The organism is Amycolatopsis sp. cmx-11-12 (genome assembly GCF_046269425.1).
Taxonomy (GTDB): Bacteria; Actinomycetota; Actinomycetes; order Mycobacteriales; family Pseudonocardiaceae; genus Amycolatopsis.
The window spans coordinates 249,080-264,379 of the sequence record NZ_JADNQM010000004.1 but is presented as its reverse complement, the minus strand read 5'-3'; the positions used below and the strand labels follow the sequence as shown (position 1 = coordinate 264,379).

Below are 15,300 nucleotides of genomic sequence, written 5' to 3'. Positions count from 1 at the left end.
CGCGCGGCGAACTGTCGGTGCCCCCACGTAGGCTAGGACGGTGACAAACGCTCCATTGTCCGGACTCCTTCATTCCATCCTTCCCGATCCGGCCCTTCGCGGGGTCGTCGAGCGGGCCGGCGCCCCACTGCTCGAGCTACAGGGCGCGATCGCCACCCGCCAGCTGGTCGCCGGCGCCCTCGCCGCGGACGAGGGCGCGGGCCGCCCCGTGCTCGCGGTGACCGCCACCGGCCGCGAGGCCGACGAACTGACCGCTTCCCTGAAGTCGTTCCTCGGCGAAGGCGCCGTCGCCGACTTCCCGTCCTGGGAGACGCTGCCGCATGAGCGGCTGTCCCCGCGGGCGGACACCGTCGGACGGCGGCTGGAGGTGCTGCACCGGCTCAAGACGGGTGCCGACGACCTGCGCGTCGTCGTCGCGACCGTCCGCAGCCTCATCCAGCCGATGGCGCCCGGGCTCGGTTCGCTCGCGCCGATCGACCTGGTCGTCGGCGAGGAACAGAGCTTCGAAGGGCTGCTCGACCAGCTGGTCGAGCTGGCCTACACGCGGGTGGACATGGTCGAGAAGCGCGGCGAGTTCGCCGTACGAGGCGGCATCCTCGACCTGTTCGGGCCGACGGCGCAGCATCCGGTGCGCGTCGAGTTCTGGGGCGACGAGGTCAGCGAGATCCGCGCCTTCGCGGTGTCGGACCAGCGGTCGCTGCCGGGGGAGATCCAGCACGTCAGCGCGCCGCCGTGCCGTGAGCTGCTGCTCACCGAGCCGGTGCGCGCGAAGGCCGCCGAGCTGGCGACGACGTACGAGGCGGACGCCCAGCTCACCGAGATGCTCACCAAGCTGTCCGGCGGGATCCCCGTCGAGGGCATGGAGGCGCTCATCCCGGTGCTGTGCGAGGACGAGCTGGAGCTGCTCACCGACGCGATGCCCGAGGGCACGCACGTGCTGGTGGCCGATCCGGAGAAGATCCGTGCCCGCGCGGCGGACCTGGTCCGCACCGGGCAGGAGTTCCTCGAAGCGTCGTGGACCACGGCCGCCGCGGGCGGTCAGGCGCCGATCGACCTCGGCGCGTCCGCGTACCGAGACCTCGCGGGGATCGCGAAGCACGCTCAGGAGACGAAGCGCCCTTGGTGGACGCTGACGCAGCTGACCAGCGACGATCCCGACGTCTACCGCGTCGCGATCGAGGCCGCGCCGAACTACCGGGGCGAGGTGGAGCGCGCGACGACCGACCTGCGCGCGCACACGGCCGCGGGCGGGACGGCCGTGCTCGTCGTCGCCGGGCACGGCACCGCGGCCCGCGCGGTCGAGCAGCTGTCGGCGGGCGACGTGCCCGCGGCGCTGGCGGAAGGTCTCACCGGTCCGCTGACGGCTGGCGTCGTGACGGTGACGTGCGGCGGTCTCTCGGACGGTTTCGTCTCGCCGGAGCGCGCTCTCGTGGTGCTGTCCGAGTCGGACCTGACCGGACGGGGTTCCGGCGCCGGAACGTCCACAAAGGACTTCAATGTCAAGATGCCGTCGCGGCGGCGCAACGCCGTCGACCCGCTCGCCCTCAAGACGGGTGACTACGTCGTGCACGACCAGCACGGCATCGGGCGGTTCGTCGAGATGGTGCAGCGCACCGTCGCGGGCGCGACCCGTGAGTACCTGCTGCTGGAGTACGCCTCCTCCAAGCGCGGGCACCCTGGTGACCGGCTGTTCGTCCCGACCGACCAGCTCGACGAAGTCTCCCGTTACGTCGGCGGCGAGCTGCCGACGCTGAACAGGCTCGGCGGGTCCGACTGGAAGAACACCAAGGCCAAGGCGAAGAAGGCGGTCAAGGAGATCGCCGCCGAGCTGGTGCAGCTCTACGCCGCGCGGCAGTCCGCGCCTGGGCACGCGTTCGGGCAGGACACCCCGTGGCAGGGCGAACTCGAGGACGCTTTCCCGTTCACCGAGACCAACGACCAGCTCGCCGCGATCGACGAGGTCAAGTCGGATATGGAACGCGGTGTCCCGATGGACCGCGTCATCTGCGGCGACGTCGGCTACGGCAAGACCGAGATCGCGGTCCGCGCGGCGTTCAAGGCGGTGCAGGACGGCAAGCAGGTCGCCGTGCTGGTGCCGACGACGCTGCTCGCGCAGCAGCACCTCAACACCTTCACCGAACGGATGAGTTCGTTCCCGGTGAAGATCAGGGGACTCTCGCGGTTCACGAACAAGAACGAGTCCGACGCGATCCTCGAGCAGCTGTCCTCGGGTGACGTCGACATCGTGATCGGCACGCACCGCCTGTTGCAGACCGGGATCCGGTACAAGGATCTCGGACTGGTGATCGTCGACGAGGAGCAGCGGTTCGGCGTCGAGCACAAGGAACACATCAAGGCGCTGCGAACGCATGTCGACGTCCTGACGATGTCGGCGACCCCGATCCCGCGGACGCTGGAGATGTCGCTCGCCGGGATCCGTGAGATGTCCACGATCCTGACCCCGCCCGAGGACCGGCACCCGATCCTGACCTACGTCGGCACGTACGACGACAAACAGGTCGGCGCGGCGATCCGGCGCGAACTGCTGCGCGACGGCCAGGTTTTCTACGTGCACAACAGGGTTTCCTCGATCGAAAAGGCCGCGAAGCGCATTCGCGAGCTGGTGCCGGAGGCGCGCGTCGTCACCGCGCACGGGCAGATGAACGAGGACAAACTCGAGAAGATCATCCAAGGTTTCTGGGAGAACGAGTACGACGTACTCGTCTGCACCACGATCGTCGAGACCGGGCTCGACATCTCGAACGCGAACACGCTGCTGGTGGAACGCGGTGACCTGCTGGGGCTCGCGCAGTTGCACCAGTTGCGCGGCCGGGTCGGGCGTGGACGCGAGCGCGGGTACGCGTACTTCCTGTACCCGCCGGAGGCGCCGCTCACCGAAACGGCGCACGACCGGCTGGCGACCATCGCGCAGAACACCGAACTGGGCGCGGGAATGGCCGTCGCGATGAAGGACCTGGAGATCCGCGGCGCGGGCAACATCCTCGGCGCGGAGCAGTCCGGGCATATCGCGGGCGTCGGTTTCGATCTATACGTGCGGCTCGTCGGCGAAGCGGTCGACGCGTTCCGGCGGCACGCGGGCGCGGACATGCCGGAGGAGGACGAACTCGCCGATGTCCGGGTCGATCTCCCGGTGGACGCGCACATCCCGCACGACTACGTCCCCGGCGAGCGGCTGCGGCTGGAGGCGTACCGCAAGATCGCGGCCGCGCCCGACCAGGCCGGGCTCGACGCGGTGCGCGAAGAACTCGTCGACCGCTACGGCCAGCCGCCCGCGGCGGTGCGGCGCCTGCTCGCGGTCGCCGCGTTCCGGCACACCTGCCGCGCCGCGGGTGTCACCGAGGTCGCCGTCCAGGGCTCGTCGATCCGGTTCGCGCCGTTGCCGCTGGCGGATTCACAGATGGTGCGGCTGAAGCGCCTGTATCCCAAGGCTCTCTTCAAGGCCGTGACGAACACGGTTTCCGTGCCGAAGCCGACGGAGGGCGCGGCGGGCGGCCGTATCGGCGCTCCGGCGTTGCGGGACGAGGAATTGCTGGACTGGTGCGCGAAGCTGCTGACGAATCTGATGAAGTCGCCGGCGCCCGTCGCGTGAGCGAACCTGAATCGCGATCGACGACCTGGTTCTCTCGCCGGGGCCGGTATGAGAGGGTAGGCGCTGTGATGCGGATCATGGGGCGCCGTCGCGCGCTGGTCGGGGTTCTTGCCGGGTCTCTCCTCCTCGCCGGGTGCAACGCCGGACCAGGTCAAGTCGGTGCGGCGGTGATCGTCGACGGCAAGTCCATTTCGGTGGATCGCGTGCAGCAGCTGATCGACAAGGCCGTCCGTGAACATCCGTACGGGCAGCAGCTCGCCAAGGAGCACAAGCTCGACCTCGTCGGCCGTGAGATCGTGCGGCAGGAGATCCTCCACGACCTCACCGAGCGCGCCGCTCAGCGCGAAGGTGTCCAGGTCGACGAGTCCCTCGTCGTGGCCGCGTTGCAGAACGATCCGCTGGCGAAGCCGATGGAGGCCAAGCAGCAGAACGATCCCGCGCTCAGCGTCCAGCAGCTCGTCGCGCGGGTGCGGGACCACCGCGAAGCCCTGGTCGACGCGGCACTGCAAACGCAGCTCGCGCTGAAGTACCTGGACAAGCTCACCGTCACGTTCGATTTCAGCTCGGTCTCCTCGACCGACGCCACCGGATCCGACGCGGACAAACTGCGCGAGCAGGCGATCGAGAAGGCCCGGCGGTTCGCCGCCTCGCCGAACGCGGCCGCCGAAGTGATCCAGCAGGACCAGAAGACGTCCGACACGCAGGCGGGCACCGGCCAGAAGCTGCCGGCGATGCAGTCGCCCGCGACCGCCGCCACTGTCCTGTTCGGTCTCGAACCCAACACCGTCGCCGCGTTCCAGCCGACACCGCAGCAGCCGCTGTGGGTCGTCGTCGTGGTGCGTGAGCGGGCCGCGGACAAGCCCGTCGCGTCGGATCAGGCCGCCCAGCCCAGCGCTCAGCAGCTGGCAGGAGTCGGTATCCGCCTCCTCCAGCCGTACCTCGACCAGGTCGACCTCAAGGTGAACCCGCGCTACGGCGTGTGGGATGTTGTCGGCATGGACCTCGCGCCCAACGAAGCTTCGAAGAAGGGCATCGTGCTGCCTGTGCACGGTGCCACCCCGCAAAACCCGTGACCGCTGCCGTCGTCGTGATCGCCCGTGGGGCGACACTGCCCGCCGAGGCGCTTCCGATTTTGCGAAGCAGCGACGCCGTGTACGCGGCTTCGGATGTCGATCCCGTCGTTTTCGGCGTCCCGGCGCTCGGTGGCGCACAGGTGCGTGACCTCGTGCTCATCGCCGGTTCGCGAACGGAACCGGCGGCCGCGGCGTTGATCAGGGCGGGCGCGCGAGTGGTCGAAGCGCCCGTTCCGCCGCTGGTCGAGGCGGCCGAGGTGATGGACCGCCTCCGCTCGCCCGGCGGGTGCCCGTGGGACGCCGTCCAGACGCACGAGTCACTGCGTCAGTACCTGGTGGAGGAGACCTACGAGCTGCTCGACGCGATCGAGGAGGGGGACAGGGCGGCCCTGCGCGAGGAACTCGGCGACGTCCTGCTCCAGGTGCTGTTCCACGCGCGCGTCGCCATCGAGGACGCGGACGATCCGTTCGGGATCGACGAGGTCGCGTCCGATCTGGTCGCGAAGCTCGTCGGACGTCACCCCCACGTCTTCGCCGACGCCCCGCGGGTCGAGAGCGTCGATCACCAGAACCTCAAATGGGAAGAACTGAAACAGGCCGAAAAGAGCCGCAAATCCATTGTGGACGGCGTCGCGCTCGGCCAGCCCGCCGTGGCGCTGGCCGGGAAGCTCGGGCAGCGCAGCGGGCGGGCCGGGATCCCGCTGGACTTGTTCCCCGACGGTTCCGAAGCGGCGGCCCAGTTGTTCCGGGTGGCCGCGACCGCTCGCCGGGCCGGTATCGATCCCGAAGGCGAACTGCGCGCGGTCGCGAAGCGGTTCGCGCGCGATATCCGCGATGCCGAACAGGCCGCCCGCGACGCCGGTCTCGAACCGACGACACTCGAGGCCGACGGCTGGCGCAAGTTCTGGCCGAGCTAGATCGTCAGCACGAGCTTGCCCTGGACGCGTCCGGATTCGCTCAGTTCGTGCGCCTTCGTCGCCTGTTCGAGCGGGAGGACGTCGGCGATCGAGGCCCGCAGCGAACCGGCGTCTGCCAAATCGGCGATTTCGGCCAGGTCCGCTCCGGACGCGGAAACGTAGAACTCGGTGAAACGGAGACCGAGTTCCTCGGCCTTCCGCCGGACCACCGTCCGGTCCGGACCGTGCCCGACGATGTCGATCAGCGAACCGCCCGGTTCGAGCGTGTCCAGGGAACGAGGACCGTAGTCACCGGAGATCGGGTCCAGCACGACGTCGACGACCAGCGATTTCGCGAAATCGCTGGTCGTGTAGTCGATCAGCTCGTCCGCGCCGAGACTCCGGAGGAAGTCGTGCTTGGCCTCGCGCGCCGTGCCGATGACGTACGCGCCCCGGGCCTTCGCGATCTGGACGGCGAGATGACCGACGCCGCCCGCCGCGGCGTGGACGAGTACCCGGTGCTCCGGCCCGACCGGGAATAGCCGGGTGAGCGGCTGCCACGCGGTCAACGCCGCGATCGGGAGTGCGGCCGCTTCGACGTGATCGAGACTTTTCGGTTTCGGCGCGAGAGCGTCCTCGCTGACCGCGATGTACTCGGCGTACGAGCCGTTCGGCGGGAACGTGACGCCGTAGACCTCGTCTCCAGGCCGGAACCGCGTCCCATCCGAATCGACCACTCCCGAGAAATCGAGTCCCACGGTCAGCGGCAGTCGGCCGATGACCAGTCCGTTCCGGATCTTCCAATCCGCCGGATTCACCCCGGCGGCGTGGACGCGAACCAGGACCTGGCCCTCGCCCGGAACCGGCTTTTCCGATTCGGTGAGGTGGAGGACGTCGGGCCCGCCGAAGGAAACCTGCTGGATCTTTCGCATGGAAACGAGCATGTCGGTGCCTGGTACCCGTTGTGAAGTAGGCACTCTCCTGATATCTAGGTACCTCATGGGTACCTTCGATGAGCGGCGGATATTCGAAGAATGGGTGGCGGTTCACGGCCGTGACTGTCCGTCCAGGACGGTCATCGAGGTGCTCGCGAACAAGTGGGCCCTCTATGTCCTCGGTGCGATCCGGCGTTACGAGCGACCGATGCGGTTCAGCGAACTTCGCCGTTTGCTCGACGGCATCACCCAGAAGATGCTGACTCAGACCCTCCGCTCCTTGGAACGGGACGGGCTGATCCGGCGGGACGTCTATCCCACTGTCCCGCCGCGGGTCGAGTACGGGCTCACCCCGCTCGGTGTCGACGTCGGCAGGCTGACGAACGCCGTCGCCGAATGGGCCGTCGAGAACGTCGACCAGATCTTCGCCGCCCGCTCCGCTTTCGACGAGAAAGCGTCTGAAGCCGCACAGCCGCTGTGATGCAGGACACAATCGGGTGAGAACCGTTTTGGTGGACTCGGCGTCTTGCCGGGTGTGAAGGGAACGGAACCGGACGAAGAGCAACTCGTCCGCCGAGCGGCCAAGGGTGACCGTGCGGCGTTCGAGGAGCTCTACCGCCGCACGTCGCCGTGGCTGGCCGTACGCCTGCGCCGTCGCTGCGCCGACGAGCAGATCGTCGCCGAGGTGATGCAAGAGACCTATTTGGCGGTTTGGCGTGCGGCAGGGGCGTTCGCCGGTGCGGCCGTCGGCGGGAGCGCTGTCGGCTGGTTGTGGACGATCGCCGCGAGGCGGCTCGTCGACGCTTTCCGTCGCCGGGCGAAGCACGCTCAGCCGCTGCCGGTCGTGGAAACGGCCGCCGCGCCCGCCGCCGAGGACGAAGCGCTGGCCGGTGCGGTCGGCGACCACGTCGGTGACGCGCTGCGCCGGCTCGCTCCCGAACTACGGCAGGTTCTGCAGGCCATGGTGCTCGACGGGCTGACCGTCCGGGAGACCGCGGTCCTGCTCGGCGTGCCGGAAGGAACTGTCAAGACCCGCGCCAGGCGGGCTCGGATCGCGATGCGGGAGGCGCTGTCGTGAACAAGGAACACGTGTCCGGACAGCTCCTCGCCGGTTATGTCCGCGGGGACGAAGGCTTGGCCGGTGACGAGGTCTGGGCGGTCGAAGCCCATCTCGAATCGTGTGCGGAATGCCGGGAACAGCTCTCGGTGCTCAGCATGCCCGCCGTGTCGGTGCTGGTGGACGACGTCTGGGCCGGGCTGGGCCCGAAACTGGCCGAAGCGCGACCGGGACCGATGCGGAGCCGATGGGCCGGGCGGCTGCACACCTGGGTGACGCCGGTGATGCTGCCGTGGCTGGTGATGATCGTCCTGATCCCGGCAGTCGGCTTGCTGCTGGACTGGTATGGGTTCACCAGCAGCGAGGACTACTCGTTCGTCCAGCTCTTTTCACCGGTATTGCCGGTCCTCGGAGTCGCGGTGTCGTGGGCCAAGGGGCTCGATCCCGCGTACGAACTCGTCACCTCCACGCCGAGGGCCGGGCTCTACCTACTGCTGCGCCGGACGACAGCGGTCCTCGCCGTCGTCTTGCCGATTCAGGCTCTCTCTAGCTGGCTCGGCGGCGGCGGATTCGGGCTCGGTCTCTTGCCCAGCCTGGCCTTCACCACCGGGACGCTCGCGCTCGGCGGGCTGATCGGGGTGGTGCGGGCGGCCTACGTCCTCGCCGGGGTCTGGGTGGCGGTGATCTTGGCGCCCGCGGTGGCTTCGCAAGGGCATGCCGCCGCGCTCGAACCCCAGCTGCTTCCGGTGTGGGGCGCGGTCTTCGCGCTGAGCACGGTCGTGGTGATGCTCCGGCGGAGTGTCTTCGGCCTGCTTACCGGATCCGAACGATGAACGAAGGGGAGAACATGATGCGTGCTGTCGGGGCCGCGGAGGTCGCACCAACGACCTACGCGTGGCAGATCAAGGCGGAGGGGCTGAAGGTCCGGGTCGGCAAACGCAAGTTCGCCGTGAACGGGCTCGACCTGGAACTGGGCGCGGGGGTGCACGGTCTGCTCGGCCCGAACGGGGCGGGGAAGACCACGCTGATCCGGGCACTGGCGACGGTGCTCCGGCCGGCGGAGGGAGGGCTGGCGCTGCTCGGTGAATCCGTCGGGGGGTTCACCGATCAGCGCCGCCTGCGCCGCCGGATCGGCTATCTGCCGCAGAATTTCGGTTTCTACAAGCGATTCACCGTCCGCGAGTTCGTCGAGTACATCGCCTGGCTCAAGGAGATGTCCAAAGAGGACATCCCGGGAGCGGTGCAGCGTTCGATCGAGCGGGTCGGCCTCGCCGACCGCGCCGACGACAAGATGAAGACGCTGTCCGGCGGCATGGTGCGGCGGGTCGGGATCGCACAGGCGATCGTGAACGACCCGGACGTCCTCCTGCTGGACGAGCCGACCGCCGGACTCGACCCCGCGCAACGCGTGCGGTTCCGGGACCTCATGCAGGAAATGGGCAGGGAGGCCTGCGTCGTCGTCTCGACGCATCTCGTCGAGGACGTCGCGACAGCCTGCACCGACGTCGTCCTGTTCGAAAACGGGAAGCTCGTCTTCCAGGGCACCCCGGACGAACTGGCCGCCGCCGGGACCGCGGAGTACGTCGGCGACAGCCCGATCGAGCGCGGCTATTCGGCGCTGCTCGGGCACGAGCCGGGGAGGGAGAACTGGTGAACACGCGGATTCTGCGGATCGAGCTCCGCCGTTCCATCGCCCCTTGGGCCACGTTGGCGATCCTCGTCGTCGCGTTCGGGTTCCTGTACTCGTTCAGCGGGCCGTGGTCGAAGGCACCGCTCGCCTGGGACGAAAACTGGGTGCCCGCCGCGGAGTGGAGCCGGTTCCTGCTGGTGTTCCTGTGGCCGATCGCGATCGGCGCCGGTGCCATCCAAGGCATGCGTGACAGCCGGTCCGGCATGGTCGAACTCCTGACCACGATGCCGCGGCCCGGCTGGCACCGGGCCGCGAAACTCGGCGGTGCGCTGGGTGGCCTGCTGGTGCTGGGCTATCTGCTGATTTTCGCCGTCGGTGCCGTACAGGTGCTCTTCAACGGCCCGTTCTTCACCTTCGGCTGGCTGCCGATCGTCGTGGTCGGCGTGCTCGCGATGCTCGCGGGCGCCTGGGTCGGGCTGGGGATCGGCCGGTTGTTACCGCATCCGCTGACCGCGCCCGGGGTGGCCGTCGTCGCTCTCGTGACCGTGCTCGTGTTCCAGATCGCCGGGTCGAACGGCAGTGTGCTCGTGGGCGCGCTTCCCTCCCGGGTCGCCTTGCTCTCTCCCGCGATAGACGTGGGCAACGATCCGTTCAGCACCACCGCGGGCCGGATGGATCTCGGGCAGGGGATCTGGCTCGCCGGACTGGCCGCGACCGGACTTCTCCTGCTGGCGGTCCGCTCTATCCGGGCGAAGGCACTCGCCGTCGTCCCCGTACTGGTGGCGGCCGCGATCGCGGTGCCGATCCTGCCCGCGACCTTCGCCGAGGCCAGGGTCGTCGACTCCCGCGCGACGGCGATGGTCTGCGACGGCCCGGTCTGCGTCCCCCGCATACTGGAGCCCGAACTCGCCCGTCTCGCCGGGCCCGGAAAGGAAGCGTTGCGGCTCTTGGGAACATTGCCGGACGCGCCGGTCAAGGTCACGGTGTTGGACCGGCGGCTGGACTTCGACGAGGTGCCGCCGCGTGCCGCCGACACGGTCTTCGTCGACCTGCTGGATTGGTCCATCCGTTCGACCATGAATTCGGACAACATGACGCGGACACTGGTCGCCGGCGCTGGGACACCGAGCTGTTACTCCCTCCATGGTGTCAATAAGTCCTTTTTGGACGAACTCACCGCGCGGTCGATCACGGCGAGCTGGTTTCTCGGCGAGTGGCAGATGCTGGGGAATTCCTGGCTGAGCGACGAGACGAAGAACGAGATCGCCCAGAAGTCGGAGACCTTCCGTGCTCTTCCGCCCGACGTGCAGCGTTCGCGGATCGTCGCGCTGCGGCAGGCGAGCCTGACCTGCCAGGGCAACCAGCTCGACATCCTCCTCGGGGGCGCCCGATGAGGTGGGCGGTGCTGTACGCGCGTTCGCGCGCCATGCCCGCGTCATTCGCGGCGCTGGTGGTGGGTATGTCCGCGCTGTGGTTCCTGGCACGGGACCGCTGGTCGGAGGTCCCGGTCACCTTGGCGCTCACGGTGGCGGTCGCGGTGATGGCCATCGGCCTGAGCGGGCAGGACGTCGATCTCGACCGGACCGCCGCGATCCGGTGGATTCCCCGTCGCGGCCTGCATCTGCTGCTGATCGGCGGCCTCGGCGTCGGAGCCGTGCTCCTGCCGCGGCTGTGGGAGGCGGAGCGGGTTCCGGTGGAGATCATCGTGCGGAACGCGGCCGGGCTGCTCGGTCTCGCCGGGATCGCCGCGGTGCTGTTCGGCGGGGCCTTCGGGTGGACGTTGCCGCTGCTCGCGCTCGTGGTCGCTTTCGTGGTCAAGGTCGCGTCGTCGGATACGGACACCGTGAGCCTGGTGGTGACTTGGCTCCTCCAGCCCGGCGATGTGGCTGCCGCCCTGTGGACCGCGGTGGTGTTCGCCGTGGCCGGTTTCGGGGCCTACGCGGTCTTCGGTGCCCGTCACTGACCGCACGCTGGATGTTATGAACGGACCTTTCATAACAAATTTTGTTATGAAAGGTCCGTTCATAACGCGCGCGGGTCAGACGTTCCGGTTGTGCGGAACCAGATCGAGCGGGTCGTGGTCCGGGTCGTCGACACCGAGGCTGATGATCCGCGACGGGTGGATCCGGATCACCGCGCCGTCGAAATGACCGTCGGCCGTGCGGGCGCCGGTCAGCGCCTCGGCCCGGCCGCGGATCTCGAGGCAGCGGATCCTCGGCGGGTCCTGCGACGGCATGTCGTCCACCACGAACGCGGCCTGCCCGTTGGCGGCCACGTTCCGGAACTTCTTGCTCTTCGCCAGTTCGTAGCCGGTGATGTCGATCGTCCGGGTCTCGGTGTTGTAGGCGTAGCCGACGGGGCTGACCTGCAGCGTGCCGTCCGGCTGCGCCGTCGCGAGCCGTCCGAGTCCCTGGGTGGCGAGGTAGTCGAGTTCCGCTTCACTGAACATGGGGCTCAGTGTCCAACCTCGACTTAACTGGATGTCAAGCGAACAAGGATGCGATGATGGATTAGCTGCAGCACAAAGGATCCGCCCATTTCGCCGTACCGCCGGGCGTCCGCGACGGCGGTGCTTGAAGTTGTAGCCGCGCCGCAGGATCCGCGCCCGTTCAGGTTCTCGTGCGAAGCCAGCCGGACGTGCGAGTCGGCAGGGGTCAGCGTCTCACCGCCGACGTTGAAGTCGGGTTCGTCGAATTCGGCGGGCTGTCCCAGCGGCGTGCCGGCGCCCGATCGGATGGGCACGCGGCAAGGATCCGCAGGTCAGCGCGCGCAGCGCAGATCACCTAACGAATCGGCCCGCCGGAGCGGGTTTACCTTCGGCTGGCCTGCTCATCCGAATGGGTCATCCCCTGACAGCGTGGCGAAGTAGTCTGACCGGGTGGCCGAAACCACCCAGTCGAGTGTCGATGCCCCGGAGCACCCAGCGCGCCCTCTGCCGCCGTACGTCCCCAGGCTCGCCTTCGCGGGTGGGCTCGTGCTCACCGGCGTGATCCTGATCATGACCGTCGGGATGAACCGTCCGGGCGGGGAGGAGCCGCCACCGCCGGTGGAACCGCAGCCCGCGCTCGCGGTGCCCGACCAGAAGCCGCAGCCCGGAGTGGCGACGCCGCGAGCCGGGCTCGCCGCGCCGCCCGACCGGCCCACCGTTTCCGACGCGGCCGAACTCGAGACCTGGGCGAACCGGGTAGCCGCGAAGACCCGGATCTCCGCCACCGAACTGTCCGCGTACGGCCGGGCCGAGATGTGGCTCCGGCGGCAGAAGCCGGGCTGTCACCTCTCGTGGGCGACCCTCGCCGGCATTTCCCGCGTCGAAGCGGCGCAGGGCAGGCCCGGCCCGATCACCCTCGCGCCCGATGTCTGGGCGAAACAGGCCGTCCGGGCCACCAGCGACGGCAAGCAGCCGGATCCGAAGAACCTCGACGACGCGGCCTTCGCCACCGCCCGGTACCTGTGCGCCGCCGGCGACGACATCGCGACGCCGGAGGGCTGGTGGAAGTCGATGCGGGTGTTCAACCCCGCCGTCCCCTACGTCCAGGAGGTCTTCAGCGCGGCCGACGCCTACGCGGACGCCAGCGTCGCGCCCTGATCCTCGAGCACCAGATCGAAGTTGAGCGCCGACGCCATCCGGTAGGCGTCGCCCGCCGCGACGACCAGTTGCGCCATCGGATCGACGACGTTCCCGGCCGCCCAGACGCCGTCCACGGTCGTCCTGCCCTGCGCGTCCACGGTGATCGAGCCGTCTTCGGCGCGGCCGCAGCCGAGCTGGGCGAGAAGCCGGTCGTGCGGGACGAACTTGGGGCCGGCGAACACGACATCGCGTTCGACGAGTTCGCCGTCGACGAGCCGGACCCCGGTCAGCCGGTCGTTTTCGACGGCGAGCTCGGACACCTTCCCGTCGACGATCCGGATCCCCAGCCCGGTCAGCTTCGCCCGGTCGTCGGCCGAGATCTGCTGGGTATGCGTGAAGAACGTCAGGTCCTTGCTCCACTGCCAGACGATCAGCGCCTGATGGACCGACTTCTCGGAGGTGGCGAGTACGCCGAAGAGCTGGTCGCGCACCTCCCAGCCGTGGCAGTACGGGCAGTGCAGCACGTCGGTGCCGAAGCGTTCCGCGACGCCGGGGACGTCCGGCAGCTCGTCGGCCAGCCCGGTGGTCACCACGATCCGGCGCCCGCTGATGACCCGGCCACTCGCCAGTTCCACCGCTTTGTCGTGGCGCAGCCGATGGACGACGTCCTCGATGATCTCCACGCCGTACTCGCGGACTTCGTCGCGACCTAACGCCAGTAGCTCTTTGGGTGGAATCCCGTCCCTGGTCAGGAAACCGTGCGCGTGCGCGGCCGGGGCGTTGCGTGGGGTGCCAGCGTCGATCACCACGACCTCGCGCCGTGCCCTGCCGAGGACCAGTGCCGCGCTGAGGCCGGCGACGCCGCCACCGATGATCACCACATCGAATTCGTTCTTCATGGTTCCGAGCATCCGACTTCGGCGGAGATCTGGCAAAGTTCATTGCCGGTTTGGCAAACTGGGGGCATGGAGGACATCGAACGACGGCTCGCCGAGGTCGGCCCGAGGCTCAAGCTGCTCCGCAAGGAACGCGGCACCACGCTGTCCGCGCTTTCGGAGACGACGGGGATCTCCGCCAGCACGCTCTCGCGGCTCGAATCGGGCACGCGGAAGGCGACCCTGGAACTGCTGCTGACGTTGTCGGAGGCGCATCAGGTCCCGCTCGACGAACTGGTCGGCGAACCCGAGCCGTCCGATCCGCGGGTCCGGATGAAACCGCAGAAATTCGGCCGGTTCACCGCCTGGTCGCTGAGCGCGCAGCCGGGCCAGCCGCAGGCGTTCAAACTGCTGATCCCGGTCGAAGACATCGAACCGGTGCAACGGACGCACGAGGGCTACGAATGGATGTACGTCCTCAGTGGACGGTTGCGGGCGGTGCTCGCCGACCGCGACTTCACGATGGGGCCGGGTGAGGCCGCCGAGTTCGACACGCGGGTGCCGCACTGGTTCGGGAGCGCGGGGCCGGGTCCGGTGGAACTGCTGGTGCTGTTCGGCAAGCAGGGTGAGCGGGCCCACCTGCGGGCCAGGTCCACATGAGAGTCAGTCGCGCAACGCGATCCGCGCGCTGACCTCGCTGATCGCTTCCAGATACTCCGGGATCGGATGCATCGCCGACGCGATCCGCATCTGCGCGAGCGCCTCGGTCAACCGGCCGAGGCGCTGGAGGGTCCGCCCGAGCACGAACCGCGCGTAATGATCGGTCGGGTCCAGTTCCAGCACCCGGGTGAAAGCGCGTTCGGCCCGCCGCAACTGTGCGGAGTGGAAGTACGCGCGGCCCGCCAGCAGTTGCACGCTCGGTTTGTCGGTTTCCTCCTCCAGCAACGGCTGGAGGGCCTTGAGGGCGTCGAGCGGTCTGCGGCTTTCGACCAGCGCCTCCGCCTGCCGGAAGGCACGGAACCGGGATTCGCCGGACGAGTCCGGACCGGGTTCGGGGTCAGGTTCGGCATCCATCATGGTCCGCTCCACGATACCCCTGGGCAGGGTCGTTCACGAGGAGCTGAAACGGTCATGGTGGACTGTCCTGCCATGAGCAGTGCCGAAGAATGCGAGCCCGGCTACCTCGGACTCGCGCCGTACCTCTATTACTCCGACGCGACCGAAGCGGTCGCGTGGCTGGTCAGGGTGTTCGGGTTCACCGAGGAAGTGCGCTTCGCCGACGCTTCCGGCGAGGTGTTCCAGGCCACGCTGTGCGCCGGCCCGGCCAAGATCCAGCTGGCCGGGGTCGGACCCGAATACTGGGACGCCAAGGGCGTCGACGGCCCGGTCGGCCAGCTGAACATCATCTACGTCGCCGACGCCGACGCGCAGTACGAGCGGATTCGCGCCGCCCTCGGCGACGACGCCGACCTCGACGCGCCGCAAGACCAGCCCTACGGCGCCCGCGTGTTCACGGTGTCCGACATCGGCGGCAACAGCTGGACGTTCTGGCAGCAGTTCTCCGACACCGTCGAGCTGCCGTCGGGCTGGCGTGAAGTCCGCGCGGAGGAACCAGTCGAGGATTAGGTCCTGCGGAGCGCGCGATGTGGCGCGTGC

16 protein-coding genes and 1 pseudogene are annotated in these 15,300 nt (G+C 68.8%); 12 read left to right on the top strand and 5 right to left on the bottom strand.

Features of this window, described 5'->3' with window-relative positions; translation table 11 throughout:
* The first annotated feature begins 55 nt into the window (after positions 1 to 55).
* From mfd to ACLARN_RS07775, 3 genes are all read left to right on the top strand, one after another.
* Positions 56 to 3,610: a transcription-repair coupling factor gene (gene mfd / locus ACLARN_RS07785; RefSeq protein ID WP_409490732.1), complete on the top strand. Its 3,555-nt coding sequence runs from the start codon at positions 56 to 58 to the stop codon at positions 3,608 to 3,610.
* Positions 3,611 to 3,678: 68 nt separating this feature from the next.
* The gene (locus ACLARN_RS07780) at positions 3,679 to 4,683 is read left to right on the top strand and encodes a hypothetical protein (protein ID WP_409490605.1); all 1,005 of its coding nucleotides are present in this window, start codon (positions 3,679 to 3,681) and stop codon (positions 4,681 to 4,683) included.
* Positions 4,680 to 5,600, top strand: a complete 921-nt coding sequence (locus ACLARN_RS07775; RefSeq protein ID WP_409490604.1) for a MazG family protein — start codon at positions 4,680 to 4,682, stop codon at positions 5,598 to 5,600. The genes ACLARN_RS07780 and ACLARN_RS07775 overlap by 4 nt, the downstream gene beginning before the upstream one ends.
* Here ACLARN_RS07775 and ACLARN_RS07770 read toward each other — a convergent pair.
* On the bottom strand, positions 5,597 to 6,511 hold the full coding sequence (locus ACLARN_RS07770; RefSeq protein ID WP_409490603.1) for an NADP-dependent oxidoreductase: 915 nt from the start codon (positions 6,509 to 6,511) through the stop codon (positions 5,597 to 5,599). The genes ACLARN_RS07775 and ACLARN_RS07770 overlap by 4 nt on opposite strands.
* 67 nt (positions 6,512 to 6,578) lie before the next feature.
* Between ACLARN_RS07770 and ACLARN_RS07765 the strand changes: the two genes are divergently transcribed.
* The 6 genes from ACLARN_RS07765 to ACLARN_RS07740 are packed head-to-tail and all read left to right on the top strand — an operon-like array spanning position 6,579 to position 11,164.
* Positions 6,579 to 6,995 (top strand): winged helix-turn-helix transcriptional regulator, encoded by a 417-nt coding sequence (locus tag ACLARN_RS07765; protein ID WP_409490602.1) that lies wholly within the window; start codon positions 6,579 to 6,581, stop codon positions 6,993 to 6,995.
* A 54-nt stretch (positions 6,996 to 7,049) separates the two neighbouring features.
* Positions 7,050 to 7,592 (top strand): RNA polymerase sigma factor, encoded by a 543-nt coding sequence (locus ACLARN_RS07760; protein ID WP_409490601.1) that lies wholly within the window; start codon positions 7,050 to 7,052, stop codon positions 7,590 to 7,592.
* On the top strand, positions 7,589 to 8,404 hold the full coding sequence (locus ACLARN_RS07755) for a zf-HC2 domain-containing protein (RefSeq protein WP_409490600.1): 816 nt from the start codon (positions 7,589 to 7,591) through the stop codon (positions 8,402 to 8,404). Before ACLARN_RS07760 ends, ACLARN_RS07755 begins: the two co-directional genes overlap by 4 nt.
* 17 nt (positions 8,405 to 8,421) lie before the next feature.
* Positions 8,422 to 9,225, top strand: a complete 804-nt coding sequence (locus tag ACLARN_RS07750; RefSeq protein ID WP_409490731.1) for an ABC transporter ATP-binding protein — start codon at positions 8,422 to 8,424, stop codon at positions 9,223 to 9,225.
* Positions 9,222 to 10,595 (top strand): hypothetical protein, encoded by a 1,374-nt coding sequence (locus ACLARN_RS07745; RefSeq protein ID WP_409490599.1) that lies wholly within the window; start codon positions 9,222 to 9,224, stop codon positions 10,593 to 10,595. Before ACLARN_RS07750 ends, ACLARN_RS07745 begins: the two co-directional genes overlap by 4 nt.
* Positions 10,592 to 11,164: a hypothetical protein gene (locus tag ACLARN_RS07740; RefSeq protein ID WP_409490598.1), complete on the top strand. Its 573-nt coding sequence runs from the start codon at positions 10,592 to 10,594 to the stop codon at positions 11,162 to 11,164. Before ACLARN_RS07745 ends, ACLARN_RS07740 begins: the two co-directional genes overlap by 4 nt.
* 75 nt (positions 11,165 to 11,239) lie before the next feature.
* Here the strand turns inward: ACLARN_RS07740 and ACLARN_RS07735 are convergent, their stop codons facing one another.
* Both ACLARN_RS07735 and ACLARN_RS07730 read right to left on the bottom strand, forming a co-directional pair.
* Entirely contained in the window at positions 11,240 to 11,650 is a 411-nt protein-coding gene (locus ACLARN_RS07735) for a PPOX class F420-dependent oxidoreductase (RefSeq protein WP_101610599.1), read from the bottom strand.
* Between the two features lie 126 nt (positions 11,651 to 11,776).
* Positions 11,777 to 11,928 (bottom strand): annotated as a pseudogene (locus ACLARN_RS07730) (deferrochelatase/peroxidase EfeB); the annotation flags it as partial.
* Between the two features lie 151 nt (positions 11,929 to 12,079).
* Between ACLARN_RS07730 and ACLARN_RS07725 the strand changes: the two are divergent.
* Complete coding sequence (locus ACLARN_RS07725) at positions 12,080 to 12,787, top strand: murein transglycosylase (RefSeq protein WP_409490597.1); 708 nt, start codon at positions 12,080 to 12,082, stop codon at positions 12,785 to 12,787.
* On the opposite strand, the gene ACLARN_RS07720 is transcribed toward ACLARN_RS07725, so the two are convergent.
* Positions 12,760 to 13,680: an NAD(P)/FAD-dependent oxidoreductase gene (locus ACLARN_RS07720; protein WP_409490596.1), complete on the bottom strand. Its 921-nt coding sequence runs from the start codon at positions 13,678 to 13,680 to the stop codon at positions 12,760 to 12,762. The two genes, ACLARN_RS07725 and ACLARN_RS07720, sit on opposite strands and share 28 nt — an antisense overlap.
* A 54-nt stretch (positions 13,681 to 13,734) precedes the next feature.
* Here ACLARN_RS07720 and ACLARN_RS07715 point away from each other — a divergent pair, with 54 nt between their 5' ends.
* Complete coding sequence (locus tag ACLARN_RS07715; RefSeq protein WP_409490595.1) at positions 13,735 to 14,304, top strand: helix-turn-helix domain-containing protein; 570 nt, start codon at positions 13,735 to 13,737, stop codon at positions 14,302 to 14,304.
* A 3-nt stretch (positions 14,305 to 14,307) separates the two neighbouring features.
* Here the strand turns inward: ACLARN_RS07715 and ACLARN_RS07710 are convergent, their stop codons facing one another.
* Entirely contained in the window at positions 14,308 to 14,721 is a 414-nt protein-coding gene (locus ACLARN_RS07710) for a tetratricopeptide repeat protein (protein WP_076160233.1), read from the bottom strand.
* Between the two features lie 72 nt (positions 14,722 to 14,793).
* On the opposite strand from ACLARN_RS07710, the gene ACLARN_RS07705 reads away from it, so the two are divergent.
* Complete coding sequence (locus tag ACLARN_RS07705; RefSeq protein ID WP_409490594.1) at positions 14,794 to 15,270, top strand: VOC family protein; 477 nt, start codon at positions 14,794 to 14,796, stop codon at positions 15,268 to 15,270.
* The last annotated feature ends 30 nt before the right edge of the window (positions 15,271 to 15,300 follow it).

Coding starts and splice junctions, on each gene's coding strand:
- ACLARN_RS07780 (WP_409490605.1), top strand. CDS start 3,679: ATGCGGATCATGGGGCGCCGTCGCGCGCTGGTCGGGGTTCTTGCCGGG.
- ACLARN_RS07770 (WP_409490603.1), bottom strand. CDS start 6,511: ATGCGAAAGATCCAGCAGGTTTCCTTCGGCGGGCCCGACGTCCTCCAC.
- ACLARN_RS07765 (WP_409490602.1), top strand. CDS start 6,579: ATGGGTACCTTCGATGAGCGGCGGATATTCGAAGAATGGGTGGCGGTT.
- ACLARN_RS07750 (WP_409490731.1), top strand. CDS start 8,422: ATGCGTGCTGTCGGGGCCGCGGAGGTCGCACCAACGACCTACGCGTGG.
- ACLARN_RS07740 (WP_409490598.1), top strand. CDS start 10,592: ATGAGGTGGGCGGTGCTGTACGCGCGTTCGCGCGCCATGCCCGCGTCA.
- ACLARN_RS07735 (WP_101610599.1), bottom strand. CDS start 11,650: ATGTTCAGTGAAGCGGAACTCGACTACCTCGCCACCCAGGGACTCGGA.
- ACLARN_RS07720 (WP_409490596.1), bottom strand. CDS start 13,680: ATGCTCGGAACCATGAAGAACGAATTCGATGTGGTGATCATCGGTGGC.
- ACLARN_RS07715 (WP_409490595.1), top strand. CDS start 13,735: ATGGAGGACATCGAACGACGGCTCGCCGAGGTCGGCCCGAGGCTCAAG.
- ACLARN_RS07710 (WP_076160233.1), bottom strand. CDS start 14,721: ATGATGGATGCCGAACCTGACCCCGAACCCGGTCCGGACTCGTCCGGC.
- ACLARN_RS07705 (WP_409490594.1), top strand. CDS start 14,794: ATGAGCAGTGCCGAAGAATGCGAGCCCGGCTACCTCGGACTCGCGCCG.